The organism is Azospirillum palustre, assembly GCF_002573965.1.
Classification (GTDB): Bacteria; Pseudomonadota; Alphaproteobacteria; order Azospirillales; family Azospirillaceae; genus Azospirillum; species Azospirillum palustre.
On sequence record NZ_PDKW01000039.1, the window covers coordinates 98,707 to 123,370 of the forward strand.

Genomic DNA, 24,664 nt, shown 5'->3' on the forward strand with positions numbered 1-24,664 from the left:
GACGGCATCGAGGTCACCGACACCGCGTCACAGAACGCCGCCTGACCCGCCCGTCACCCAATTTCCCGCATAGCTCGAGGAAAATGCAGTAAACGCGATGCCCTTCGCGAAGTGGAATGTCCTGATTGAACCTGAAATGATGTTCTTGACCGTTGTCGGCACGGAGCCAAAGGTCGCATACCACGTCGACCCTCGAATCAATGGTTGTTCCGCCCCCACCTGTTCCATCGACGACGATTGTCGCTCCACCACCCCAAACCCTGGTATCGCTCCGCTGGTCGGTGCTGAGGACAGTTCCGGACACAATATTGAACTCGAAGGTGTCGTTGTTGATGGAAAACGGATAATGACGCAAAGTCATTTTCGATTGCTCCTCGACATACCGTAAGCGGACTTTGAATTCACTGAGCCCGCTGCTTAGAATTGATTGATGATTTTCGCAGCTACTCAGGCAGTCCGGGCCGGAGGCGAGGCCTGAGATCGGATTCGCGGACATAGCCGCTCTTACCGTTATGGTCAGCACGGACCCAGCCTTTCGGAAGACGGCAGGTGGGTGCGACCTCCAGCACAGCAACGGCTGCCATTCCAGCATTCAACTTCGCGATGATCGGAGCATCGTCACGAGGTTCGGCGCGCAGCTTCCCGCCAGGGGCACCGTCGTAGATGGAGGCTCCCTTGCCAATGGTGCACTCGAATGCCATGGCCGGTGAGGTCGCCAACGCAATCGCAGCAATGCACATGTGGAACGTCCGCATACCGACCTCTGCTTGAGTTGCGTCCAGCGACATATAAACAAGAAATCCTGTTTTGTCAGCAAGGATGTCTTTATAGACCGAACAGCGCACTGCGGGCACACCCGCCGTATGGAAGGATTCGGTGGAAGACTGCGGGCGCGTGCGCAGGCGCTGGGGCTAAGCGACGCCGAGGTTGCACGGCGGGCCGGGCTCAGTGAGCAGCGCTATGGCCATTACGTGCGAGATGTTCATGCGCCCGATCTCGACACCTTGGTCAGAATCGCGCGGGTGTTAGGGGCAACCACCGACAGCTTGCTGACCGGCGACTCAGGTTCAGAAACCGACGCAGCCAGGGCGGCTCTTGAAGCGCGTCTCCTCTCCGCTTCGCGCTCCTTGGACCTCAACGATCTGAAGGTTCTGATCGGACAGGCCGAGATATTTGCGCAGCTTCGCCGGAGCGACGATCCTCGGGCACCGTGAGTCGGGGAATGGGATCGCGCAGGCGTCGGACAGAAGATACGTCATACCTCCTGGGCGTGAGACGAAACCGCGGTGCTGGAGGGAAGCGCTCAAAGTTGGTGATAGATGGCTTGCATCCCGACTCCAACCCGTTCAGGTGAACGGCAGCGGGTACAGAGTTCACAGCCTTCCTGTCCCGCTGACCCTCGGCGCATGCCATCAAGCACTCCTTGCCTACCGTGCCGGACCCCGGTCTGGAAAAGTGCATTTGGATGCGCAGGAAGAAAGGTTGTATAAGATCGAATTCGCTCACGTAATCGGATCGGTTGTGTAGCATGGTGCGTCTAAGAAATGGAACCCAGGCTAAAGACGAAATTGCAGAGGCCACAACGGTTGACCGATATGTTGGAAGTCGCATCCGGCTGCGCCGCACACTCTTGGGCATGACCCAGACGGCGCTGGGCCAAGCCGTCGGCCTGACGTTCCAGCAGATCCAGAAGTACGAAAAGGGAGCCAATCGGGTTTCAGCATCCCGCTTGTGGCAGTTCGGCGCGACGCTGGACGTGCCCGTTTCCTTCTTCTTCGACGGATTTACCGACCAGGGCGATCTACCAGACGTGATCCTCGAACCCGACCTCTGCACACCGGGAGAGCCGGACCCGATGGCAAGGCGAGAGACGCTCGAGCTCGTCCGAGCCTATTACCGCATCGAGGACCGAGGCCTGCGCAGACGGCTGCTGGACCTGATCAGGGCGGTTGCCGCAGCAGACGCCCCGGCAGACGCCTTTCTGGCCGCCACCGACGCCTAACGGACGGCGGCTTCCGACGACGCCGTTGCACCGTCCCCTTCCGCTGCAACAAGGCGGGCCAGCCGCTTCACGACAGGTTCGCCCAGCAGGGTGACGTAAGAGCGTCTGCCGATGAGGAGGTACTCGACCAATTCGACCCCGAGCAAGTTCCCGGCCTTCTGGATGTCCGCGCAGGACACCCTGACGCTGGCCGGGTTTGGTGGTTCATCGCTGGGGCAGCTGTGGACGATCACCAAGCCACGGGCGTCCATGGTCAGCGCGCGACTCATGATCTCCCGGACATACAAGGCGACGTCACCAACAGACCCGGTCCGGTGAAGCTCATCGGCAATCAGCTGGCGCTGGCGGTCGAGGAACAGCAGGCGCAGCGTCTGGACCGCCGAGCAGGCGGCGCGGAGGCGGGCATAGGTCACCAGATCCTCGTGGGAAGACAGGAGCGGGCGTTGCTCCAGCGTAGGGCGCACCAACCGTGCCGCCAGTTCGATGACGGCCCGGAAGCGGACGGCGGCATGATCGTCCCAGGGTATGCCGCCGGGCAGCTTGCCCGCTGATGCCGCTGCGATGGCCGTCTCCAACGACCCATGCCCGCTTAGCAGGCGCAGGGCCAGGACATCCCCGTTGGCGTCCGGGGCAGCCATCGTCAGCAACGAGGATAGCAGGGCTTCGTCCGGCATCCCCTCCAGGCTGCCGCCGACCCGCGGATCTCTTATCAGCGGGAACGGCCGGGGGCTGTCGGCGGCTGCCAGTCTCCCGGCCTTCGCCCGGGGCGAGGCCTTGGCCGTACTCGGCATGGTCGACCTCTCACTCCTGATTATGCTTGGCCGGAGCGGCCACGGCCCGTCCGGTCGAGAACGGCGATACCGAGGACGCCGTCGACCGCCGCACGCAAGGACCGGCGTGCTTGGCGCCAGCGCCGCCGCTGCTCCACCAGCGCCGCGCGGCGGCTGTGAAGCGAGGCCCGCACCCGCTCGACCTCGCGGGCGGTGGAGTCGCGACCGGGACCGCCGCCATGCTCCTGGGCGGCGGCGATGTCGACCGGCCGCAGTACGGGCGACCGGGTACCGCGGAACCACTCCGGCCGGGCTTCGCGCGCGGCGGTCTCCAGATCGACCACCCCTTGGACCATCATCGAGCGGATGATGTCCCCGACCTCATGATGGGCGCGGCGGAACGGCATGCCATGCTCCCGGACCAGCCAATCGGCCAGCGCGGTGGCATTGGTCTGGCCGGACACCGCCCTGAGGCGCATGGCGCCCTGATTCGGCTCTGCCCCGGCCACGATCAGCCGGACCAGCGTCAGGGCGTCCAGCATTCCCGAGGCCGCCGACCACACCGGCTTGACGCCCTCGGTGCCGACGGCGATGGAGTTGGAGAAGGGGGTGGCGTGCATCGCCATCGCTGCCGACGTCAGCGCTCCCATCGGCGCCGCTGCCAAGCCCTTGACGTGCTCCAGCATGTAGACGTTGCGCTTCTGCGGCATCATCGAACTGGTGCCGACCAGATCGTCGGCCACCGTCAGGAAGCCGAACTCGCCGGTGGTCCACAGCTGGAGGTCTTGGGCAAGGCGGCTGAGCGTCACGCCGAGAATGCCCAGCGCTGCCAGCAGGCGCAGGACGGCGTCGCGCGAGGCCACGGCGTCGATAGAGTGCGTCCAGGGGCCCGAGAAGCCGAGCAGGGCGGCCGTCCGTCGGGTGTCGATGGGAAGCCCCGTGCCTCCCACAGCACCGGCGCCGAGCGGGCAGCGGTCGAGATCGGCCAGCACGGCGTGCAGGGATTCGGCGTCGCGGTCCAGCGCCGCGGCGACCCCGGCGTAATAGTGGGCCAGCGTCACAGGCTGGGCGGGCTGGTAGTGGGTGTAGATCGGGAACACGGCGTCGGTGCAGGCCTCTGCCCGGCGCAGGAGCGTGGCCTGGAGACGGGTCAGGCCGGTCAGCAGGTCGGCGACGACGTTGCGCAACCGCAGGCGCAGCACGGTGGCGCCCAGGTCGTTGCGCGAGCGCGCCGTCTGGAGGACACCGCCTATCTCCTCGCCGAGGTCGGCGATGAGATAGGTCTCGTAGAGCAGGTAGACGCCACGCGGAGCCGAACGTCCGCGCAGGACGGCGAAGCCCGATCCTTCCATCTCGTCGATGCGCCGGAGCAGGGGGGAGACCTGCGCCACCGGCAGAAGGCCGGTCTCCGCCATCATCACCAAGTGCGCCCGGTCGACCTGGGTGATCCAGGGCAGGTCACGGTCGATGGCGTCGTCGGCGACGTCGCCGAACAGGATGGACTGGGCCGTCGGGTTGAGCGTCCCAGCCACCCGGCCGGTGTCGCCAAGGTGGGCCAGGATCTGGGCGTTGCTGATCACCATGAGGGTGGCTCCCGGTGAGAAGGGTTTCGGGTGTATGGCTGGTCGGAGCGTGGCTGGTTGCCGGATCAGCGGCTGGAGGTCCGGCGGGCCAGCGTGATGCCGACCAGCGCCAGCGCGCCGCCAAGCCACTGGAGCGGGCCAAGAGCCTCGCCGAACAGCATCCAGGCCAGCGCCGCCGCCGCGACCGGCTGGATGAGCAGGCCGATTGAGGAGAAGGTGACCGGAAGGTGGGCCAGCGCATGGGTGATCAGGCCCTGGCCGATGACATGGCAGGCGACGCCCAGCGCCAGCACCACGGCCCAACCCCAAGCGGTTGCGGGCAGCAGCGGGCCGCCCTCAATCCAGGCGGCCACCGCCAGAACCATGGCGGCGGCAGCACTCGATCCCGCCATGATGACGCTGGTCGAGTGGCTGGCCCGCAGGCGTTTCACCGCCATCAGGTAGACGGCGTAGAAGGCGGCGGTGCTGACTGCGATGGCGTCACCCTGCCATTGCCCCTCCGCCGCACTTCCCACCGACGCGAACAGCCCGTCGCCAATCAGCAGCGCCATGCCGGACAGCGAGACCGCCAGGGCGACGATCAGGCCGAGGCCGATCCGCTCGCCGAACAGCAGCCAGCCGAGCAGAGCGACGAAGACAGGGGCGCAGTTGTTGAACAGCGTCGCCTTGGCCACCGAGGTCATGGTGATGCTGAGATGCCAGAGTGCGAGGTCGCCCGCCAACATCAGCCCGGCCACCCCCATCAGCGCCATATCGGCGGCGGTGACGCGCGCGCTGGCAGCCTGGGGCGCCTTCCGTTCGGCAAGCATGCCGAGCCAGAAGAAGGGCAGCGCGATGACCAGCCGGTAGAAGGCGGTGGCGATCGGCTCCAGTTCGCTGACCCGCACCAGGATGGGGGCGAGCGCGATGGCGAGTGCGCCCGCCAGCAGGGAGAGCAGCGCCGGGTTCGCCCCGGCGCGCGACGGTCCGGCCGCCGCAAGGGAGGTTGAAGACATCGAAGGAGGCTCCTGCTGCTGTTCCGGTCAGGCGACGGTGGCAAGGGTTCCGGTGCCGTTGGCCGCGACACGGAAGCGGATGGCGCGGCGCGCCAGTTCGGCGGCGGCCACTGCGCCCTCCAGGGTGGGGGCGCTGGTGAGCGCGTGGCCGAGGCGGTCCTGGAAATCGCCGCGGCGGGCGATCAGCAGTGGGTAAGCACGGTAGAGCCGCAGGTCGCGCAGGAAGGGCGCACCCCGTGCCGCCTCGAGACCCTCGGTGGCGAACCACAGCCCATCGTCGGGTGGCGTGAGGAAGCGGATCGCCGCGTGCTCCTGGCGGGTCGGCGTCACCTCCGGCGTCCGGCCGACGGCCAGTTCGACGGTCGCCTGGATGAGGTCGATGCCGGTGGCCTGGCGGACGAGCTCGGGGATGAATCCCCCAGCCAGCCGTGGGTTGACCTCCATCAGGTGCGGGCCGTCCTCGCCGAGGCGAAGCTCGACATGCAGCGGCCCCCAGGTGAGGCCGAGCGCCCGCGTAGCGGCCAGCGCGAAGCCCGCGATCCGATCTGCCACTGTCGAGGCCAGCGGCGCCGGGAAATCGTGGCCCATCTCGACGAAGTGGGGCAGGGCGCCCAGGTGCTTGCGGGTCACGCCGATGACCGTGTCGTGGAAGATCTCCACCGAATACTCGTCGCCCTTGACCGCTTCCTCGACCAGCAGCGCGCCACAGGTCGGGTCGGCGAGCAGCGATCTGGCGTGGGCTGCCACCTCGGCCACCGTGGCGCAGAGCCGGACGCCGACACTGCCCGATCCGGCCACCGGCTTCAGGACAACGGGCAATCCGATGCCGATGGCGGCCTGGACGGCATCGGCGGCGTCGGTGACCTCTGCATGGCGCACGCGGTCGATACCGGCTTCGTCCAGGCGGCGGCGCTGGGTCGCCTTGTTGCGGCAGGCGGCCACTGCGTCAGCATCCGGCCCCGGCAGGCCGAAATCGGCGGCCAGGCGGGCCGCGGTGGCGATGAAATATTCCGAACTGGAGGTGATCCCGGCCACCCCCTCGCTGAGCGCCAGCTGCCGCACAAGCGAGCGCAAGACGTTCAGGTCGGCGGTATTGGCCTCGACGCTGCGGATGGCGTCTTCGGCGACATAGGGATAGCGTCCGGGCTGGCGGCTGATCAGCACCGGCTCGAAGCCGAGGGCACGGGCGGTTTGGGCGAACAGGCGGCCGGTGCCAGACGTGTTGCTCTCGATGAACAGCAGGAGGCGCGGCATTACGCGGCCTCCGCGAGGTCGCGCGCAACCGGGGTGCCAGCCGCCAGCACCTCGTCCAGCGTCCGGCGATCCCAGCGGAAGCTGCTCCAGCTGGGCCGGACGTCGCTGGGGTGCGCCACCGGCTGCGGGGCTTCGGGCAGAACGCCGGTCCAGCCCGGCAGCGTGGCGAGCCAGTCGTCATTGTAGATGCTGGCGACGTAGCGGTGGCCCTCGTCGGGGAACAGCGTCACCACCCTGCGGTCGGGATGGGTGCGTGCCCACCAGTCGGCCACCAGGTAGGCTGCTCCGCTGGTGCCGCCCTGGTAGAGCGCGTGGTGCTGGTGCAGGTGGCGGGTGGCCAGGAACGCCTCGGCGGCGCCGACCCAATGGACTTCGTCGAACTGGCGGTGGTCGACGTTCGGCGGCACCAGGCTGTTGCCGAGGCCGCGCAGCAGCCGCTTGCCGTCGGGCTGGCCGAAGACGACGCTGTTGGGGGTGTCGACGCCGATGACGTGGAGATCGGGGTTGAGGTGACGCAGGAAGCGGGCGATGCCTGACATCGAGCCGCCGGACCCGACGGTGCCAACCAGGCAGTCGACATGACCGAGGCGCTCGGCGATCTGCTCGGCGACCTCGGCATAGGCCCGCGGATTGTCGGCATTGCCGTACTGGGACGGGCAGAAGCTGCCCGGATTGGCCTCCAGCGCGGCGCGCAGCCGGTCGAGGCGGGCGGTCTGGAAGCCGCCAATCTCATAGGGCTTCTCGACGATCTCCAGCGTGACGCCCAGTTCCAGCAGGCGCTTGTGCAGGTGCTCGTCGATGGCCGGGTCGCTGACCAGGATGAGCTTGTAGCCGCGCACCGCCGCCAGCATGGCGAGCGCCAGCCCGAAAGTCCCCGACGTCGTCTCGCAGATGGTGCCGCCTGGTTTCAGGCGCCCGTCGGCCGCCGCGCGGTCCAGCATGTGCCGGGCCGGGAGCAGCTTCATCAGGAAGAAGGCGGCGCCGTGCAGGTTGTCCGTCAGCCGCACCAGACGCGGGAGTTCATAGTCGGGAAAGCCACGGGATTCGCGGGACTGGGACATCGTCATCTCAAGCGACATGGCGGACCTCGACGGCATCGGTACGGAAATGGAAAGCGGGAGGCAGGCCGAAGGCCTCGAGGCGGGCGGCCGCTTCGGCGACCCGGCGGACCGTGGCCGGGTTGCGGGGATCGAAGAGCAGGCCGACGACGGTGCCGCTGTGGGCGACCTGGATGCCGAGCGCCCCAGTGGAGGCCGCGATGGCGTTGATCTCCTCGAAGGCGGGCTTGGGCAGATGGCGCTGGGAGATGCGGGCGCTGGCCGTGGCAACCCGGCCGAGCAGAGCCGCGTCGCCGGTGCGGATCGCCCGCCGCAGCATGCCGCGCAGTGGCCGAAACGCCTGGATCTCCCACTCGTCGTATTCGGCGGGAGGTTGCTTCACGGTGTCCACAAGAGCGCCGGGAGCCGTGTTGACGCTGAGGACTTCCAGCGGCGGCAGGGCGGGGCCGAGATGCTCCAGCACGATGCCCTCGCGCTGGGCGAAGAGGACGGTGAGGTCGCCATGCATAATGCTGTCGCTGGCCGTCTCCGCTCGAACTGCCAGCCGGGCGACCTCGTCAGCCCCGAGGGCCGCGCCGTGGGCGTCGGCGACGGCGCGGATCGCGGCCACGACGTCAGCGGTCGAGGACCCCATGCCGAGGCCGACCGGGATGGTGCTCTCCACCGTCAGGTGGCCGCCCTGGTCATGCAGGCCCAGGCTATCCAGCGTCAGCCGCGCGGCCTCGGCCGCCTTGAGCTTGTCGTCCGGGACGGTGACCAGATTTCCCGGCGCCGGGCGGAAGACGGCGGTGGATGAAACGATGTTGCACGGGAGCGTGACGAGACCGCGGTGCAGATGTCCTGCGTCGTCCGGGAAGATTCCCTGGAGGATCTCGCCGTGATGGCCGTTGACTTGGCCGAAACCGTGCTCTTTTCGCTGATTTCCCCTGGTGCCAAGGCGCACGGAGGCAAACCGAGAGATCACATCTCCAGGCATTCGAAACCTCTTCGCTGAATGGGTCAGTTTCTATTGTTGATGTTTAGGCGGGTGTCCCCGACCTAACGAGGATAATTAGCTACTACTAGGAAGCTGTTTGCGCCGCGGCGCAGTTCATTGCGTCGTGATGAGCAGACTGTAGCGCCATCTGGACGGTATGAAATTTCTAATTCTGCCACCCGGTTTGTCACGATGGAAAAATTGACGACGCAGGGCGCGACACTCATAAGTGTGAAATCGCCTCAAACGAGCATTCGCCAGATGCCTGACATCGAACTCGACCAGATCGACCGGAAGATCATCAACCTGCTTCAGGGGAACAGCCAGATCACCAATCTGGAGCTTGCCGACGCGGTTGCCGTGTCGCCCCCGACCTGCCTGCGTCGGGTTCGTCGGTTGCGCGAGGCCGGGGTCATCGCCAAGGATGTCTCGATCGTCGATCCCAGCAAGCTCGGCAGCCACATCCAGCTGATCGTGACCGTCGAGCTCAAGGGCGACGACCGGGTTCTGATGGATGCATTCGAGAAGACGATCCACGCCCAGGGCTGCGTGATGCAGTGCTATCTGGTCACCGGATCGACCGACTATGTCCTGATGGTCTGCGTCAAGAACATGAGCGAATTCGAGAAATTTGCCCGGGCAACGCTCTACGCCAACCCATTGATCAAGCGGTTCATCACCCTGACGGTGATCAGCCGGGTCAAGTATGAGACCAGGATCCCAATCGACGTCTGATCGGGTGCTGGCTCACCGGTACTTCCACATTCCCACCCGTTCGGTTCGCGCCGCCTGTTCCTGGAGTTCGTAGAACCCGGCGCTCTCGGCCCGGTTGTCCGTCGCCCATCCCGAGGTGATCATCAGGTGGCCGAGATCGGCGCCGTCGACCGAGCATTGGGCGCTGACCGGCTTGTCCGGCCTGCCGTCCTTCACGATGCAGATGACCTCTTCCTTGCCGATCAGCGCCTCTAGCAGGCGGTGGGACACCCTGGCGCACGGCTCCCCTTGGCCATTTCCATAGCATAGGGCATCGGCCTCCGGCGCCCGGACGCCCCAGAGATGGATGTCCCGTCCTTCCACTTCGATCCGGTCTCCGGCGATCACGGAGATCTCGGCCGCGAGGGTTGCGTGACCGGCCAAAGGCATCAACAGGGCGGCAAGAGCAATTCGGTAAAATCCGCGGAGCGCTGCGGATGGCAGGTTCATGCGCCTACTCATGAGGGAAGGGCTGTAGCTTAATGCTACCGAACAGCCACGTCCTCGTCATGCAGGAATTTCCCCTTCCCGCCAAGCGCCCGCCGAAAGGTCGCTTGCTTGGCTGCCGGGGCCTGTTCATTGTCCAGGCGTGCATTTTCGCGGGGTCTGCTGGTGTTCGTCGTGAGCAAGGAGATGGCGGAAGCCGTGCAGCGGGTCTTCCATGAGCAGGGTGAATGGCCCGCCGTAGCGGAACTGCGCCGCCACGTCCACATCGCTGACAACGCCAGCGCCTTGCAGGCGGTCAGGGCCATCGCCTCCTGGCGCACCCTTCCCGCTGATCCACCGGCGCGGCACCATGAGGCGAAGGACGGCCGGGCAGACACGTAAGCCAGCTATCGAGTCAAAGCCCTCTCGGCAGGCAAAACGATGAGGACTGGTTGAGGATTGTGTGAGTATGTTTGTATGCATTCGGCCTAAATGCTCTCTTGGACGCGGATTTTCGCCGTATGTGCCGAGAATGTCCGCCAAAGCCACGCAGTTTCGACCGCTTCGGCACGTTCCATCGGCCTCCCAGGCGCTTTATCCGACGTCAAGCGTGCCGGAGTGCCCTATTCGTGGTTCTTCGAGGCGTATTCGTCTGCTGCTTGGGCCAGTCTCTCATCTTTCACTCTCAGTCGTCAGGAACTCCAGGAGTTCCCGAGCAAGCTCCTCCGGCGCCTCCTCGGCCATATGGTGCCCGCAGTCCAGGCCTCGACCACGCAGATCTGGCGCCCACGGCCGCCAGACCGAGAGGACATCGCCATAGAGCGCCTCGAGGTCATCGCGCCGTGACCACAGGGCGAGGGTCGGGCAGGTGAGGGTCCGTCCCGCCTGCCGGTCCGCTTCGTCATGCTCCCGGTCGATGCCGAGGCCTGCGCGGTAGTCCTCCATCATGCCGTGGATCGTGTCCGGGTCGTGGATGGCCGCCCGGTAATCGGCGTAGGCCTCGGCCCCCATCATGTCAGACGAGCCGCCGTACCAAGCGTCCGGATCGGCAAGGATCGCCCGCTCCGGCTTGTCTGGCTGGCCGTAGAAGAACCAGTGCCACCAAGCGTGGGCGAAGCGGGCATCGCAACGTCCCAGTGCCTCGGCGATGGGCACGCCGTCCAGCACCGCCAAATGCGTGATCGCCTGGGGATGGTCCATTGCTGTGCGGAAGGCCGTGTAGGAACCCCGGTCATGTCCGACGATGGCGAAGCGGTCGAAGCCGAGGCGGTGCATCAGTGCGACGCAGTCACGGGCCTTGGCTCTCTTGGACGATCCTTCATGATCCGGCGTATCGGCGGGCTTCGACGACTGCCCGAAGCCGCGAAGGTCCGGGCAGACGACGGTGTGATGCGCAGCGAGCAGCGGGGCGACGCGGTGCCATGTGGCATGGGTGCGGGGATGTCCATGGAGAAGCAGCACAGGCGGGCCATTCCCGCCATGGCGCATACGCAAGGTAGCCTCCGGCAGATTCACCATCTCAAGACGGAAGCCTTCGAACATCGACGTCTCCGGCGGAAAACGGTGTGGGGGCAAAGGATACCGTTTCCCAGAACAAGCACCAAGCTGACCCGTTCCGGCTCGAGACTGGCTCGCGAGCAACCTCGAGTGTGGAGGCCAACTCGCGCTTGATGGACTCGACCGATGGCACTTTGCACCACCTACGGCGGACTTCCCACAAGCGGTCGGCCACCCGACGGCGTTTGGCCAGCTCGTGCAGGATTGGCAGCCGCTACCGGCAGGGATGCGGCCGTCTTCGAAGCGCTCGATTTTATCAGCCTTGCGATGGGAACAGGCTCTCCGCTTCAAGCATATTGCGCGGCTCCGTTCCCGAGCGACCAATTTTCCTTTGCCACTTCGACGATGTTCACGAAGACGTCCTGTGGTCGTATGCCGGGGTTCTCGCCGAGCAGCACCATGATCCGCTGGAACATCGCCTTCTTCTGCTCCACGGTCCGAGTGTTGTTCGCGGTGATCTGGATGTAGACGAGGTCGTCGCTTCGATCGACTCCAAGATAAGATGCGCTGTAACGGAAGTTTGCGGCGTCATGCTCGGTGATGGTCATGAACTGGTCGTCTTCGGGCACGTTGAAGGTCTCGTGCATGGCGCGGTACAGACCATCGAAGATTGCCTGCCGATACGTTTCCGGTTTTCCGGCGCGCAGTGAGATGTGAACGAGTGGCATTGCAAGTCCTTTCCGTTATGTCCGACTTGACAATAGCCATGGGTCAGTCATTTTCATATGCTATGATTTTCAATATCTGAGATAACGTTTTGAAATGATTGGGCCGTCTCTCGACCTTGATGCGGTGCGGGCTTTCGTACGCATCGCCGAACTGGAGAGCTTCACGCGCGCGGCAGAGGCCACCGGGACGACGCAGGCGGCAGTTAGCTTGAAGCTGAAGCGCCTCGAAGAGCGGCTCGGCTGCCGCCTGTTCGAGCGGACGCCGCGTTATGTTCAGCTGTCGGCACGCGGCGCCGCCTTCCTGGATCATGCCCGCGACCTGTTGGAAGCGCATGATCGTGCGCTTGCCTCGCTGACGCGGGAACGCCAGCGCATCGCCATCGGTATCAGCGACCATGTGGCGGGACCGGAGCTCCCCGCGCTGATCGCCCGGATGAACGCACAGGATCCGCAGTTGGTGATCGAGATCCGGATTGGGTCATCGGGTGACCTGCTCCAGAGTTTCGACCGTCGGGAACTCGACACGGTGATCGTCCGCTTGCACGCCGAGCGTGATGACGGGGAACTCATTACCGAGGAGCAGTTCGGCTGGTTCGCGGCGCCAAGCTGGCAACATCGGGCGGACGAACCGTTGCCGATCGCCACCATGGCCGAGCCCTGTGGAGTGCGGGTGTTGGCGGGGGAACTCCTCGACACGGCAGGCTTGCCGTGGACGGAGATTTTTGTCGGCGGCGGCGTGACCGCTGTGGCGGCAGCCGTGACGGCCGGTCTCGGCATCGCGGCATTGTCCCCGCGCATGGTACCGTTCGGCGCCATCGACGTCGGCCCGCGGCTGGGGCTTCCGGCCTTGCCGCGCCTGCCCGTGATCCTGCACACCAGGGTCAGAGATGGACAACCGCGTGCCGCGCTCGCTGCCCTGTCGGCAGCCTTCAAGAGCGCTGTTCGAGGCTGATGGGCTCCTTCAGAAGCGCAAGTTCCGTTAAAAGGCCCGCAGTCGTTCGATTATACGGTCAGCCATGGGCTGCGATACATCGCTGATGTGGGAGCAGTTCACATCCGACGCGGGAGCCCTCTCGAGAGAGTACAATCCGCCTGTACGGCTGCGAGGAAGCTGCTACCCTTCGACGTCTGAACTGACGCCCATGGACCGATGAACGATCCCGACGCCTCTTTCCGGCTTGCAGCCTTCGAGCGCCTGAGGCTGTTGGTGCAGCTGCATGGCGGTTCGTTGCCATGGAGCGTGGTCAACGAGGGCTTCGTCCACGAGGGTGCGCGAATTCATTTCGCTACGAAGGCCGAGGGAATCTTCAAACCGGCCTCAATGACGGGCGTGCTGAGCGTTACAACGGTGGTTCCGCGTGCCGGGCGGCGGGCCTGGTACCACGACCAGCTTGAATCCGAAGCCAAGTTGGCGATGGCGGCGGATGGGTTGTCCTATGCCTTCAACGGCACCGATCCCGATAGCAGGCAAAATCAGCTTCTTCGCGACGCCAGGGACAGGCAACTACCGATCATCTACTTCTTTGGCGTCGCCCCAGCGATATACGAGCCGATCTTCCCGGCTTACGTCGTAGAGTGGGATCCGAAGGCCCTGTCGGTGAAGCTCGCCCCGAAGCCTATCGCAGACGCCGCCACCCTCTGGACGCCGCCAAATCCGGACGAGCGCCGGTACGCGCTGAGGCAGGTCAAGCAGCGGCTGCACCAGTCGGCGTTCCGGGAGCGCGTGGTAGCGGCCTATGGCGGTCGATGCGCGCTGACCGGCTTGCCCGAAGTGAGGCTGGTGGACGCCGCCCACATCATTCCCGACGGCGACGTCGAGCGTGGGCAGCCGGACATCCGCAATGGCATCTGCATGAGTAGGCTGCATCACGCTGCGTACGACGCAGATTTGATCAGCATCGACCCCGACCACCGCATCCACATCTCCGAGCGCCTGCTCGAGCAGCATGACGGACCGATGCTGGAGCTCGGCCTGAAAGCACTGAAGGGACAGCTGATCCGGATGCCGCGCGAGGACCTGATGAAGCCCGATCCTGACCGGCTTGCGGTTCGCTTCGAGCGGTTCAGGAAGGCAGCCTAGCCATGACATCTGCCCGCCAGCGTTCCACGGCGATCGTCCAGTGAATCGGTTTCCATCTTCAGTCCCCGCCAACCCAAATGGCCGCTCGCAAATGGGCTTGGCGGCCACGGCCCGGCTGACGCGTCGAATGATGGTCGCCGGGCTTTCGGTCGCCATAGTCGTGACGCCGTTTACCGTTTCGCTGACCGGCACCGTTCCGACCGACGCCGATGTACGGGACGCTCTCATCACCATGCTGAAGCAGGTCGTTCCCAAGGAGCGCCTTGAGCAGCAGATCGCGTCGGCGTTGGACCGTGACGCACCCGAGGAGGCCGAAGACTATCTCGACGTCGCCGATCTCCTCCAGGTGCCGGTCGACCCGGCGCTGCGCACCCGTTTCGCGGACGAGAACTCGGGCCTGCGGGCTGCGGAAAGGAACATCCGGCGGGCCGCGATGGGCTTCGTGACCGGCGAAGGGGAGGGGACTGTCGGAATGGCTGCCGCGATCGCCTCGGATTTGACGGTGGTCGGCGACATTCGTGACCTGACGGAGCAGGCGTCACGCATCGTCAGGGACGAGCCGGTCGATGATCTGGTACTGGGGCTGTCGATAGCTGGGGTGTCGATGTCAGCGGCGACCGTGGTGACGGCGGGCGGCGCTCTGCCGATCAAGACGGGCATCTCCCTGGCCAAGCTGGCAAAAAAGACCGGCAAGCTGACCGCCCGGTTCCAGGATGAGCTTTCCTGGATCGTCGCCCGCGCGGTCAACACCTCTGCGTTTCGGCAATCGGTGGCTGGGATCCCTTGGTACCGGGTCGACGATCTGGCGAGAGCCGCCCGCAGCCACGCCGCCCGTGTCGACACGAGGGAGGTTCAGAGCGTACTCGCCTCGGTGGCCCAGGTCAGCAGGGTGACGTCGCCTTCCAGGACGCTTGCCATCTTGCGCCATGTCGACAACGTCAAGGAACTGCAAGATGCAGAGCGGGCGGCAAACGCCCTGGGAAAGCCGATAAGCGGCGCATTCCGCCTTGCCGGGAAGCGCGTGTTTTCGGCGATGGCCCATATCGTAAAGATCACCGCGAAGCTGATATTGGCCCTGATCGCCGCCATCCTCGGCGCGATGTCGTTCCTGATCGGCCTCTTCATCAAGGTGAGATCGGCGATGCGCCTTTGGCGGGGGTTCCGCTCGAGGCTGTCTTCGGTGAGGGCCAAGGCGGCATGATTCGGCACCTGCTTTCCGTCGGCTGCGGCGAGCCGGATGGTCCCGCGTCTCGGCAATGGTGTCGGCGGGGCACCTATCTTCCCTGCCAGCACGGCAGTGTTTGGTCATGACCGATCCCCACCCCACGGCACCGGAGCTATGTGATACGACGCCGAACGGGGGCACCGTGGCGACCTACGACCGCCGCGCCCAGGAGTTCGTCGCCCAGTACGAGACCGTCGCCTTCGAGGAACTCTACGCCGACGTCCTCGATCTGATGCCGTCCCAGCCGTCAGCGGTGCTGGATGTCGGCGCCGGGTCCGGCCGTGATGCGGCTTGGTTGGCAGGTCGTGGTCATTCCGTTGTCGCCGTCGAGCCCGCCGCGGGCATGCGTGAGGAGGGGGCTCGTAGGCATGCGGGTGTAGGCATCCGATGGATGGATGACCGACTGCCCGGCCTGGAGCGCGTCCACCGCACCGGCATGGTGTTCGATCTCATCCTGCTGGCCGCCGTGTGGATGCACATTCCCCCGGCCGACCGGCGGCGCGCCTTCCGGAAACTGGTGACGCTGCTGAAGCCGGGTGGCCGGATGATCGTCAGCCTGCGCCATGGGCCGAGCGATCCGGAGCGCCCGATGCTCCCCGTCACTCGCGCCGAGATCGAGCGTCTCGCGGCCGAGCATGGCGCCATGGTCAGCCGGGTCATCAAGACGCCAGACCGCCTCGGCCGGTCGGACGTCAGCTGGGAGACCGTCGTTGTCCAGTTGGCGGACGATGGCACCGGCGCGTTGCCGCTGATCCGGCACATCGTCCTCAATGACGCGAAATCCAGCAGCTACAAGCTGGCCCTGCTGCGCGTCGTCGCACGGGCTGCGGATGCCTCCCCCGGCCTCGCCATGGCCGACGGCGATGATGGTGTGGTTCTCCCCCTAGGGCTGATCGCCCTCTACTGGATCAGGATGTTCCTGCCGCTGATCGCGGCTGATTTGCCGCAGACGCCGACCAGCCGGAGCGGGACTGGGCTGGGCTTCGTCAAGGAACCCTTCCGACGGCTCGCTGGCACCGCGCCGCCCGAACTCCGGGTCGGCGCAGAGTTCCTGGGCGACACTGGCCAGGCGCTGGCCGGAGCCATCCGGGATGCGGCGAGGACGATCACCGAGATGCCCGCGCACTACATCACGTACCCAGGTAGCGACCGCCAAGTGTTCGGAGCCGTGACCCGGCGCGGCCCGCGCATCGGTGAACGGCTGGTGCTGGACGCAGCCTATCTGTGGTCGGTAGGCGAGTTCCGAATCCCATTGAACGTCTGGTATGCCCTGACGCGGCTGAACACTTGGATCGAGCCCGCGCTAACCATGGAGTGGACGCGGCTGATGCAGCAGTATCTGGCCCGTCAAGGTCGCTCCGTGGCTGAAGGCCATATCGCCGAGGCCCTTGCTTGGCTCGATCCCCAGCGTGGCACCGCAGAGGTCCGGCGTCTTACCGCCGCCATGTTCGATGCCGGGCAGCCGGTCTTCTGCGTGTGGACGGGCCGGAAGCTACGGCAGGAGAGGTTGGACATCGACCATTGCCTGCCGTTCTCCGCATGGCCGAACGCCGATCTCTGGAACCTGATGCCTGCCGACGCGCGCGTGAACCGGCACCAGAAAGTCGACCGGCTCATCAGCGCGGAGCTTTTGGACCGGTCGGCGGACCAAATCTCGAGTTGGTGGGAGCGAGCCTATCTGCAACGCGAGGATCTCCTTGCGCGCCGGTTTGGTCGGGAGGCGGCGGCGTCATTGCCGGTCGAGACGGCGTTAAACGGGCATGTTGGCCCAGCCCAAGTCCTGGAAGCGCTTGCAGCGAAACGGTTGATGCTCAGAGCGACGCAGCAACTGCCGGAATGGAGCGGCCCCCAAGCTGGTCCCTCGTCTTCTTCTGATTGGGAATCAGCATTGTAGTAATCTAACCCTACTCTAGGCCTTTAGGGTCATTGGGTACTGCTTGAACGGGGCGTTCCGGGTCATTGTCTTGTGGAGAGCAGGACAACGCTGGTCATGCTCCACCGGTGGATCTCATCGCTTCTGAATAGGTATAGAGGCGCTTACACGGTCGAATGTCGGGCCTGCACTCTACGATGTCATAGGAAAGTTTGTTGGCGGCTCTCTGCTGCGAAGGCATCACGACATCCCCCATCAACGGCTCCTCCTGTTGACCGGCGACCGTGTGGTCAGCAACGCTTTTGAGTTCATATCTATGCCCAATCGACCTAACGCTCGTTTTCCCCGCATCATCGCTCAGTTTTGTCGCCAGCGCGCTGCCGCTGCCTTCCCGCCTCGCGAAGTGGAAAGGCTCGAAGAATACCTCGTAGACTGCTTCAGGTCGGGAAAACGTCCGCCTATGGTTTCCACAGGATGGGCTTGGACCGAGATCGCTACCAAATGCGGGATCGAGCCAGAGCATCTGCGCGCCAAAAAGGAGTGCGTGGCGCCGCTGCTACTCGCGCTGAAACGCGAACTCGAACGGGCGCCGTACAGGGAGGCGCCTAAACCGATCTCCTCCTCTCAACCGACGACCGGTGCGGGGAGGCCAAGAAAGAATGGTACGGCGTCCGGGACGGGCAAAAGAACTGGTGAGGGAGCGGGGCGCGGTGAGATCAGAGATCCTATAATTGATCCTAAAACAGAGCATAATCCGACTGAATCGACCGGCGGTATCTCCAATAAAGTGCTCAGAAAGCGTACAGGTCCTAAGCGGAAGCTGCGTGTGCATTCACCGCCTGCTCTTTGGGATGCGTGGGAGGAGCCGGATGCCTTTCACGAGGCCTTGGACCTTCACATGCATCGTCACGGTGAAGGAAGCTACGCTCTGTGGGCATCCATCATCCAGCCGGGTGAATCCTTTCACCAGACTACCCTTTACGCTTGGCGTCGTGGGACGAAAGCCCCACGAAACGCTGAAAGCCTCGATATGCTCACGCGAATTGAAGCGCGATACCGGCTCCCATCAGGTTATTTCAAAGCCAAGCTACCGCATCCTTCGCGCTCTACCTCGGGTCTGTCGATGCCGGGCATCTCTACATCTGAGCGGCGCAGGCTCGCCTGGCACCTTCCGGACGACTTCGACGTCCGTCCTGAAACTGAGCAAGAGGAAATCCTGCAATGGGTGCGTGATAAGGTCATCTCGGGCTCTACGGACTACCGGCGCTTTCAAGCCGCTGCCATTAAGAACCGATACGGGGTGCGCTTCGCCTGCGGTTCATCTGCGCATCGACGAGAGGAGGCTGTTCACGCGGTGGACCTTGATGAAGACGATCCGCAAGCTGATCTCGACCCCGAACTCGCGGGCGGTGGCGTCAATGCGCCACCAGCGCTCGATGAGGAGATGGCGCGCCTAGTACAGTTCAAGACCTCCACGCTGACGACTATCGGCTATCAACGCAATGGCGTCTGGGGGGAAGAGACGGCAGCCCAGAAGGTCGAACACCTGGGCTTGCTATTCGGAGCGCTCGCCGCAAAGCCGACTGGCCCGGTCCAGGGCTTCGGCATGCGGCTGACCGACATGTCCTTCGCACACTTGGTCTTCCCGGCTGTGTGGGACTGGTACATCCAGTGGCGGGAGCGCCGACGTGGCTTCTATACCAACTGGGAAATCGACATGCTTCAGGTAGCTGCCGCACTCACCCGTGAAAAGACCGGGTGGTTGCGTCAGACGCCTGAATTGGCCAACAGGCTGAAGCCGATCAAGGGGTTGGTGTCGTTCCAGGAAATCGATCGCGCCCGGGCAGACTGGGGTGAGGCCTGTACCCAGTTGCATCAGCACGCGCTCATTCGGTCGAAGGAACTCGATCGGGTCGCTCGGGTCCATCGCGATCCCTTCGAGCCAATCCTGCCGGTACTGGAGGCCGATAGCCCACTCGCCGAATACAGGAAAATCGTCGACGAGATCATCCGGCTTATGCCTGATGAAAAGCGCTATCCGATCTCCGCCGCCGAATCTGTCCGATCAATCTTAATGCTTCGGCTTGGCCTCCACACCGGTCTGCGCCAGAAGAACCTGCGGCAACTGCTGGTTTGCCCACGCGGCCAAGTTCATTTGACTGAGCGCCAACTGGCCAATCGAAAATGCGGCGAACTCCGTTGGAATGACCGCGATGGCGCGTGGGAGCTTTTTATCCCTGCCTCTGCATTCAAGAACGCAACGTCCTCCTTCTTCGGGAAGAACCCTTTCCGGCTTCCGCTTCCCGACCTCAGCGGACTCTATGGCTTTATCGACGCCTACCTGGGGCGGCATCGAGGCAGGTTGCTCCGCAACGCACGCGATCCGGGCACGTTTTTCGTGAAAACCGTCAAGGCAACGTCGGCCGATCCCAGTTACAATCAGACGACCTTTTATGAGGCATGGCGCCTCACGATCCAGCGCTTTGGGATCTACAATCCCTACACCGGCCGCGGGGCGATCAAAGGCCTTCTCCCCCATGGTCCTCACAACGTTCGCGATGTGCTCGCCACGCACGTATTGAAGCAGACTGGATCTTACGAGCAGGCCAGCTATGCAATCCAGGACACGCCGGATGTGGTGGCAAAGCATTACGGGCGCTTCCTGCCAACGGACAAGGCCTCGCTCGCGGCACAGGTGCTGAACAAGGTATGGCAGGCAGCGTGACGACGACGGTCAGGCGACGAGTTCGTGATGAGTCACTGCGAGTTGCTCGATGAGGCCGCGCACGAGGAACCCTCCGTTCGCGAAATCGAACGGCGCATCTATACCGTGAATAGCTCGGTGATGATTCGGGCAGAGCAACACCATGTTGGACAGCGCATCCTCACCGCCGCGACCGAGCCAGCGGACACGGTGCGCCCCGCAGATCTCCGAATCAAGCCGTAGGAAGATCGCAATCCGTCACCATGTGCTTCCTATGGAAACGGAGACGTCACATGCGGTTCCTGCCGTCGGTGCAGTTCATCGAGCAGTCGCGAGTGGCCGACGAGTTCGTCGCGCCCGCGGCGGTGCTGGCCAACCGTCTGTTGGATGCCAAGGGCCTAGGCGGCCTGCCGCCGTGCAGCGTCAGCTATTTCATTGAGGAGCTTCATCGGCCGGGCGCTGCGATCGGTCTGCACAGCAAGGGCAGGGCAAACGTCCGGCTGAATCTCGCTTGGCTTGCCAAACTGGCGCAGCAAGAGACCGCTCCCGAGTGGGAAGTCGCCTTCGTCATCCTGCATGAATACGCCCATTTCGTCCTCGAACTTCTGGAGGCCCGGGAAGTCAGCCCCGGCGCAACGCGCCGACGTATCGAGGCCGGACACGCTGATTTTCTGCGCCGGATGAGCCACCTCGGGTGGCTCGCCGACCCGGTTTCGCGAAAACTCCTGTCCAACCACAACGCCATCGCCGAGGAGTGGTACTGCGACGCCTTCGCCTACTGGGTCGCGGGCACCTTGCCGGAGCCACACGCCGAGTTCTTTTACGAGCTTCTGGCAGGGGTGCGCTTCCCTCCGACCAGCTGAAGACCGAGTTTTGAGCATACCATAGTATGCTCGCAGGAGTTACATGGGCGTGGGTAATATCTCAAAAATAGGTTGAAACTGGGTCTGTGCTTTGACAGGCTGGACTACCTCTAATGGATAGTGCGCCAGCTACGGTCCCCAGCCATGCCAGCCTCCGCCGTCACCCAACCATCGGATGTCCCGCGGGGCACGGCATTCCCGTTCGATTTCACGGTGTCGGTAGACACAGCGATCTTCCCCAGGGAAGTCGTACTCCGCACCTGCTACGCCTTCACCGACAGGTGCCACTGTTGGCTCGAGTCAGAGGAGGGCGCACGCATCTTGGTCGGCTTCAGGCTTAAGGCCTCATCGGCTGACCCGGATGCCATCAGGGGCGAGTTCGGGAACGCGCTGATCGACTTCGGCCTGCGCGCCAGCATCGAGGAGAAGACACGAGCCGTCCGCGAAGCCATCGTCTCCGCAGCCCTGGCCGAGGCCAGCGTGCCCGCGCCTGCGAAGCGGTAAGAGGTCGGGTTGGCAGGGCGTCTTTCCTTTGCACCGCTGGCTGACTTCCAGTCGAAGGAACCGGGCTACCAACCGATGCCCTTTCGGTTCGCGCGCATCCCTGGCGTCGACGGAAAGGTGCTGGTTACGTCCGAGGTCGGCGAGTTCGAGTTCCTGGACGAGGTAGACTTCATGGCTTTCGCGGCCGGGACGCTGAGTCCGGCCACCGATACCTACGCAGACCTCCAAGGGAAGCATTTCCTTGCCGAGGGTGATTACTCGAGCACCCTCAGGATGGTCGCCGCGAAGTACCGAACCCGGAAGTCCTTCCTGAAGGGTGGACCGGCCCTTCACGTGTTCGTGGTGACCCTCCGGTGCGACCACAGCTGCCGATATTGCCAGGTCTCCAGGCAGACGGCAGACCAGGCACGATTCGACATGTCGGCCGAGACGGCCGCGGCGGCCATCGACCTGATGTTCCAGACGCCTTCGCCATCCCTGACGGTCGAGTTCCAGGGTGGCGAACCCCTTCTTGCGTTCCCGCGCATCCGGCAGATCGTGGAAGCGATTGAGGAGCGCAATCTGGTCGAGGGTCGCGCCATCACCTACTCGATGACGTCGACCCTGCATCAGGCCGACGGCGAGGTGCTGGAGTTCCTCCGGCGCCACGATTTCCAGCTTTCCACCTCGCTGGACGGTCCCGAGGCCTTGCACGATGCCAACCGGCCCCGGCCCGGCCGAGAGTCCCACCGGCGCACCCTGGACGGTATCGGCCGCGTCCGGGAGGCTCTGGGCGAGCGCAGCCTCTCGGCCCTGACGACGCTCACCCGTGAGAGCCTGAAGTACCCCGAGGCCATCGTAGACGAATATGTCCGCCTTGGGTTTCCGTCCATCTTCCTGCGGCCTCTCAGCCCGTTCGGTTTCGCCGCCAAGGCGGCGCAGCGGATTGGCTACGGGATGGAGGAGTTCCTGCCCTTCTACGAACGGGCGCTGGCCTACATCCTCGAGCTCAACCGCATGGGCGTTGCGATCCAGGAGGCGTACACGGGCTTCCTCCTCAGCCATATCCTGACGCCGTTTCCGACCGGCTACGTCGACCTGCGTTCGCCGACCGGCGCCGGTCTGGGCGCCCGGGTCTACAATTACGACGGTGGCGTCTACGCCTCCGATGAAGGTCGGATGCTGGCGGAGATGGGCGACCATAGCCTGCGGCTCGGCACCGTCCACGACAGCCATGCCGACCTGATGCGATCCGAGGGCATGCAGTTGCTGCTTGCCACCGGCGTCGCCGAGGCGCTGCCCGGCTGCTCCGATTGCGCCTTCCTGCCTTACTGCGGCGCTGACCCGGTCTTCAACCTGGCGCGCGAGGGTGACCCCGTCGGCCATCGGCCAACGAACGCCCACTGTGTCAAACACACCGGCCTGTTCCGGATCCTGTTCCGTTACCTGGCCGAAGCCGACCCGCACGTCGTGAGGACCTTCACGTCCTGGGTGACCCAGCGGCCGGTTCGGCGCCTGCCGGACGCGGAGGCCGCCTGATGCTTCCCCTTCACACACGGGCGGTGATCTCGGGTGACCTCTCCCGGCCGTTGCTGAAGGTCCTCGACCTCGCTGAGGCGTTGCGGGGAGACGTGCCTCATGAGCAGGTCGCCGTGCAGCTGGATGACGGTATCGACGTTGACACCGGCGTCCTGCGCGACCTGGGCTTCGCCGCTGTGATGCGGCCGGGTGCCACCGACATGCGGCCAGACGATGCCCTGCCGGTCATCTGCGGGCTGAGCAACATTGACGTCGTGAATCCCGGCGACGTCATCCGGGTGCGGCAGGACAGTGGGCAGCTGAGCGTGCTCTACCGACGCGGGGCGAACGCGAACTCCCTGTTCCTGACCGAACAATGCAACAGCCGCTGCCTGATGTGCAGCCAGCCGCCGCGCGACGAGGACGACCTCTGGCGGGTCAGAGAACTCCTGGACCTCATTCCGCTCATCGACCGGAATCTACCGCAACTGGGTTTCACCGGCGGCGAGCCGACGCTGCTCGGTCCGCTGCTGCCGGAGCTCATCCGCGCCTGTAAGGCGGCGCTGCCGCGAACCGGCCTGCATATCCTGACCAACGGGCGCAACTTCGCCGACCCGGCCGTCGCCGACAGCGTCCATGAGGCAGCCGGATGCACGACCTGGGCGATCCCGCTCTATGCCGACGTGCCCTCCCGACATGATCATGTCGTCCAGGCGGCGGGCGCCTTCGACGCGACGATCAACGGCATCTACAATCTGGCTGAACGCGGGCACGCGATCGAGATCCGCTTCGTTGTGCACGCGCAGACCCTGCCGCGCATGCAACGGTTCGCCGAGTTCATCTGGCGGAACATGCCCTTCGTCAGCCATGTCGCCTTCATGGGGCTGGAGCCGATGGGCTTCGCCAAGGTGAACCGGGACCTGTTGTGGGTCGACCCGGTGGACTATGGCCCGGCGCTGGCCGATGCGGCTTGGCGCCTCCAGGACCGTGGAATCACGACGTCGATCTACAACGTCCCGCTCTGCGTCCTGCCCAAAACTGCTTGGCCGCTGGCCCGTCAGAGCATCTCCGATTGGAAGAACGTCTACGACCCCGCCTGTGACGGCTGCTCTATGCGGTCGCGCTGCTGCGGGTTCTTCGCGTCGCATGGCCAGGCATGGCGAAGCCGAGGCGTCAAGGCATTCAGGTTCGATGAGGCAGCGGAATGAAGAGGAACTGGACCGACTACCTGAAGCAGGTGCTGGGGTGGACCGCCCCGACGGCGGCCACCCTGTCGAGTATCTGGTCGCCTGCGCAGGCTGGGCCGTTGCCGGTCCTGTTGCCCGAGGCGCACCCGTCGAACACCAGGTTTCAGCCGCTGACCTTCGTGATGCCGAACCGGATGGAAGGCCCGGAGATCTACATCGGTCACCGCAGCCATTCCAGCCATCGGAGCCACAGCAGCCATCGTTCGCACTACTCGAGCGCGGGCGGGTACACGTCACCATCCTATTCGGCGCCCGTCTATTCGCCTCCCCCACCTCCGCCTCCGGCGCCGGTCTACAACGCGCCCTCGACGGTGACGACGCCATCTTGGTCCAGCCCGTCGAAAACGACCGCTCCTTACCAGCCGTCCGCACCGGCGGCGGGCTCGAACTCGTCTGGAACCACGACGGCACCTCGCGCGAGTCAGCAGGACGCGATCGCGATGACGATGCGGGTGCAGGTCGAGCTCATGAGGCTCGGCTACTACAAGGGCAAGATCGATGGGAAGATGGGGCCAGGGACCAAGGAGGCGTTGCGTGCATTCCAGCACGCTGAGGGGCTGGCGGTCACGGGAGTGATGGATAACGCGACGTTGGCTAGGTTGGGGGTTGCCGGTTGACACCATAATGTT

General features: G+C 64.6%; 25 protein-coding genes. 15 read left to right on the top strand and 10 right to left on the bottom strand.

Annotated features, from left to right (window positions below; all coding sequences use genetic code 11):
* Positions 1 to 97 precede the first annotated feature (97 nt).
* The gene (locus CRT60_RS35535) at positions 98 to 388 is read left to right on the top strand and encodes a hypothetical protein (protein WP_143273120.1); all 291 of its coding nucleotides are present in this window, start codon (positions 98 to 100) and stop codon (positions 386 to 388) included.
* Between the two features lie 55 nt (positions 389 to 443).
* Here the strand turns inward: CRT60_RS35535 and CRT60_RS35540 are convergent, their stop codons facing one another.
* Entirely contained in the window at positions 444 to 845 is a 402-nt protein-coding gene (locus CRT60_RS35540; RefSeq protein WP_143273123.1) for an SH3 domain-containing protein, read from the bottom strand.
* An 18-nt stretch (positions 846 to 863) separates the two neighbouring features.
* On the opposite strand from CRT60_RS35540, the gene CRT60_RS06635 reads away from it, so the two are divergent.
* A complete protein-coding gene (locus CRT60_RS06635; protein WP_098735656.1) occupies positions 864 to 1,214 on the top strand; it encodes a helix-turn-helix domain-containing protein in 351 nt (116 codons plus the stop codon).
* Between the two features lie 314 nt (positions 1,215 to 1,528).
* Entirely contained in the window at positions 1,529 to 2,002 is a 474-nt protein-coding gene (locus tag CRT60_RS06640; RefSeq protein WP_098735657.1) for a helix-turn-helix domain-containing protein, read from the top strand.
* Here CRT60_RS06640 and CRT60_RS06645 read toward each other — a convergent pair.
* The 6 genes from CRT60_RS06645 to CRT60_RS06670 all read right to left on the bottom strand — a co-directional run bounded on the left by CRT60_RS06645 (position 1,999) and on the right by CRT60_RS06670 (position 8,605).
* A complete protein-coding gene (locus tag CRT60_RS06645; protein WP_161957991.1) occupies positions 1,999 to 2,676 on the bottom strand; it encodes a JAB domain-containing protein in 678 nt (225 codons plus the stop codon). The two genes, CRT60_RS06640 and CRT60_RS06645, sit on opposite strands and share 4 nt — an antisense overlap.
* Positions 2,677 to 2,813: 137 nt before the next feature.
* On the bottom strand, positions 2,814 to 4,355 hold the full coding sequence (gene argH / locus CRT60_RS06650) for an argininosuccinate lyase (RefSeq protein ID WP_098735659.1): 1,542 nt from the start codon (positions 4,353 to 4,355) through the stop codon (positions 2,814 to 2,816).
* A gap of 65 nt (positions 4,356 to 4,420) precedes the next feature.
* On the bottom strand, positions 4,421 to 5,350 hold the full coding sequence (locus tag CRT60_RS06655; protein ID WP_098735660.1) for a DMT family transporter: 930 nt from the start codon (positions 5,348 to 5,350) through the stop codon (positions 4,421 to 4,423).
* Positions 5,351 to 5,377: 27 nt separating this feature from the next.
* Entirely contained in the window at positions 5,378 to 6,604 is a 1,227-nt protein-coding gene (locus tag CRT60_RS06660; protein ID WP_098735661.1) for an ATP-grasp domain-containing protein, read from the bottom strand.
* On the bottom strand, positions 6,604 to 7,683 hold the full coding sequence (locus tag CRT60_RS06665) for a cysteine synthase family protein (RefSeq protein ID WP_204561721.1): 1,080 nt from the start codon (positions 7,681 to 7,683) through the stop codon (positions 6,604 to 6,606). Before CRT60_RS06665 ends, CRT60_RS06660 begins: the two co-directional genes overlap by 1 nt.
* The gene (locus tag CRT60_RS06670) at positions 7,673 to 8,605 is read right to left on the bottom strand and encodes a GHMP family kinase ATP-binding protein (protein WP_204561724.1); all 933 of its coding nucleotides are present in this window, start codon (positions 8,603 to 8,605) and stop codon (positions 7,673 to 7,675) included. The genes CRT60_RS06665 and CRT60_RS06670 overlap by 11 nt, the downstream gene beginning before the upstream one ends.
* 294 nt (positions 8,606 to 8,899) lie before the next feature.
* On the opposite strand from CRT60_RS06670, the gene CRT60_RS06675 reads away from it, so the two are divergent.
* Complete coding sequence (locus CRT60_RS06675; protein WP_244592320.1) at positions 8,900 to 9,373, top strand: Lrp/AsnC family transcriptional regulator; 474 nt, start codon at positions 8,900 to 8,902, stop codon at positions 9,371 to 9,373.
* A 12-nt stretch (positions 9,374 to 9,385) separates the two neighbouring features.
* On the opposite strand, the gene CRT60_RS06680 is transcribed toward CRT60_RS06675, so the two are convergent.
* The gene (locus CRT60_RS06680; RefSeq protein ID WP_098735664.1) at positions 9,386 to 9,841 is read right to left on the bottom strand and encodes a thermonuclease family protein; all 456 of its coding nucleotides are present in this window, start codon (positions 9,839 to 9,841) and stop codon (positions 9,386 to 9,388) included.
* Positions 9,842 to 10,003: 162 nt separating this feature from the next.
* On the opposite strand from CRT60_RS06680, the gene CRT60_RS36400 reads away from it, so the two are divergent.
* Positions 10,004 to 10,219 carry a hypothetical protein gene (locus tag CRT60_RS36400; protein WP_167421642.1) on the top strand — a complete coding sequence of 72 codons (216 nt, stop codon included), beginning with the start codon at positions 10,004 to 10,006 and terminating at the stop codon, positions 10,217 to 10,219.
* Between the two features lie 270 nt (positions 10,220 to 10,489).
* On the opposite strand, the gene CRT60_RS06690 is transcribed toward CRT60_RS36400, so the two are convergent.
* Entirely contained in the window at positions 10,490 to 11,359 is an 870-nt protein-coding gene (locus CRT60_RS06690; RefSeq protein WP_098735666.1) for an alpha/beta fold hydrolase, read from the bottom strand.
* 302 nt (positions 11,360 to 11,661) lie between these two features.
* Positions 11,662 to 12,042 carry a tautomerase family protein gene (locus CRT60_RS06695; RefSeq protein WP_098735667.1) on the bottom strand — a complete coding sequence of 127 codons (381 nt, stop codon included), beginning with the start codon at positions 12,040 to 12,042 and terminating at the stop codon, positions 11,662 to 11,664.
* Between the two features lie 94 nt (positions 12,043 to 12,136).
* Between CRT60_RS06695 and CRT60_RS06700 the strand changes: the two genes are divergently transcribed.
* The 10 genes from CRT60_RS06700 to hxsA all read left to right on the top strand — a co-directional run bounded on the left by CRT60_RS06700 (position 12,137) and on the right by hxsA (position 24,652).
* Positions 12,137 to 12,994 carry a LysR family transcriptional regulator gene (locus CRT60_RS06700; RefSeq protein ID WP_098735668.1) on the top strand — a complete coding sequence of 286 codons (858 nt, stop codon included), beginning with the start codon at positions 12,137 to 12,139 and terminating at the stop codon, positions 12,992 to 12,994.
* A gap of 198 nt (positions 12,995 to 13,192) precedes the next feature.
* Positions 13,193 to 14,122, top strand: a complete 930-nt coding sequence (locus tag CRT60_RS06705) for an HNH endonuclease (RefSeq protein ID WP_098735669.1) — start codon at positions 13,193 to 13,195, stop codon at positions 14,120 to 14,122.
* Between the two features lie 127 nt (positions 14,123 to 14,249).
* Positions 14,250 to 15,323 (top strand): hypothetical protein, encoded by a 1,074-nt coding sequence (locus tag CRT60_RS06710; RefSeq protein WP_143273129.1) that lies wholly within the window; start codon positions 14,250 to 14,252, stop codon positions 15,321 to 15,323.
* A 106-nt stretch (positions 15,324 to 15,429) separates the two neighbouring features.
* Positions 15,430 to 17,241, top strand: coding sequence for a class I SAM-dependent methyltransferase (locus CRT60_RS06715; protein ID WP_161957992.1), 1,812 nt, complete (start codon positions 15,430 to 15,432; stop codon positions 17,239 to 17,241).
* Positions 17,242 to 17,491: 250 nt separating this feature from the next.
* Positions 17,492 to 19,945, top strand: coding sequence for a hypothetical protein (locus tag CRT60_RS06720; protein ID WP_244592321.1), 2,454 nt, complete (start codon positions 17,492 to 17,494; stop codon positions 19,943 to 19,945).
* Between the two features lie 272 nt (positions 19,946 to 20,217).
* Positions 20,218 to 20,787 carry a hypothetical protein gene (locus CRT60_RS06730; protein ID WP_098735673.1) on the top strand — a complete coding sequence of 190 codons (570 nt, stop codon included), beginning with the start codon at positions 20,218 to 20,220 and terminating at the stop codon, positions 20,785 to 20,787.
* A 144-nt stretch (positions 20,788 to 20,931) separates the two neighbouring features.
* Complete coding sequence (gene hxsD, locus CRT60_RS06735; RefSeq protein ID WP_098735674.1) at positions 20,932 to 21,291, top strand: His-Xaa-Ser system protein HxsD; 360 nt, start codon at positions 20,932 to 20,934, stop codon at positions 21,289 to 21,291.
* Positions 21,292 to 21,300: 9 nt separating this feature from the next.
* The gene (gene hxsB / locus CRT60_RS06740; protein WP_204561727.1) at positions 21,301 to 22,809 is read left to right on the top strand and encodes a His-Xaa-Ser system radical SAM maturase HxsB; all 1,509 of its coding nucleotides are present in this window, start codon (positions 21,301 to 21,303) and stop codon (positions 22,807 to 22,809) included.
* The gene (gene hxsC / locus CRT60_RS06745; RefSeq protein ID WP_098735676.1) at positions 22,809 to 23,996 is read left to right on the top strand and encodes a His-Xaa-Ser system radical SAM maturase HxsC; all 1,188 of its coding nucleotides are present in this window, start codon (positions 22,809 to 22,811) and stop codon (positions 23,994 to 23,996) included. Before hxsB ends, hxsC begins: the two co-directional genes overlap by 1 nt.
* On the top strand, positions 23,993 to 24,652 hold the full coding sequence (gene hxsA / locus CRT60_RS06750) for a His-Xaa-Ser repeat protein HxsA (protein ID WP_098735677.1): 660 nt from the start codon (positions 23,993 to 23,995) through the stop codon (positions 24,650 to 24,652). Before hxsC ends, hxsA begins: the two co-directional genes overlap by 4 nt.
* Positions 24,653 to 24,664 lie beyond the last annotated feature (12 nt).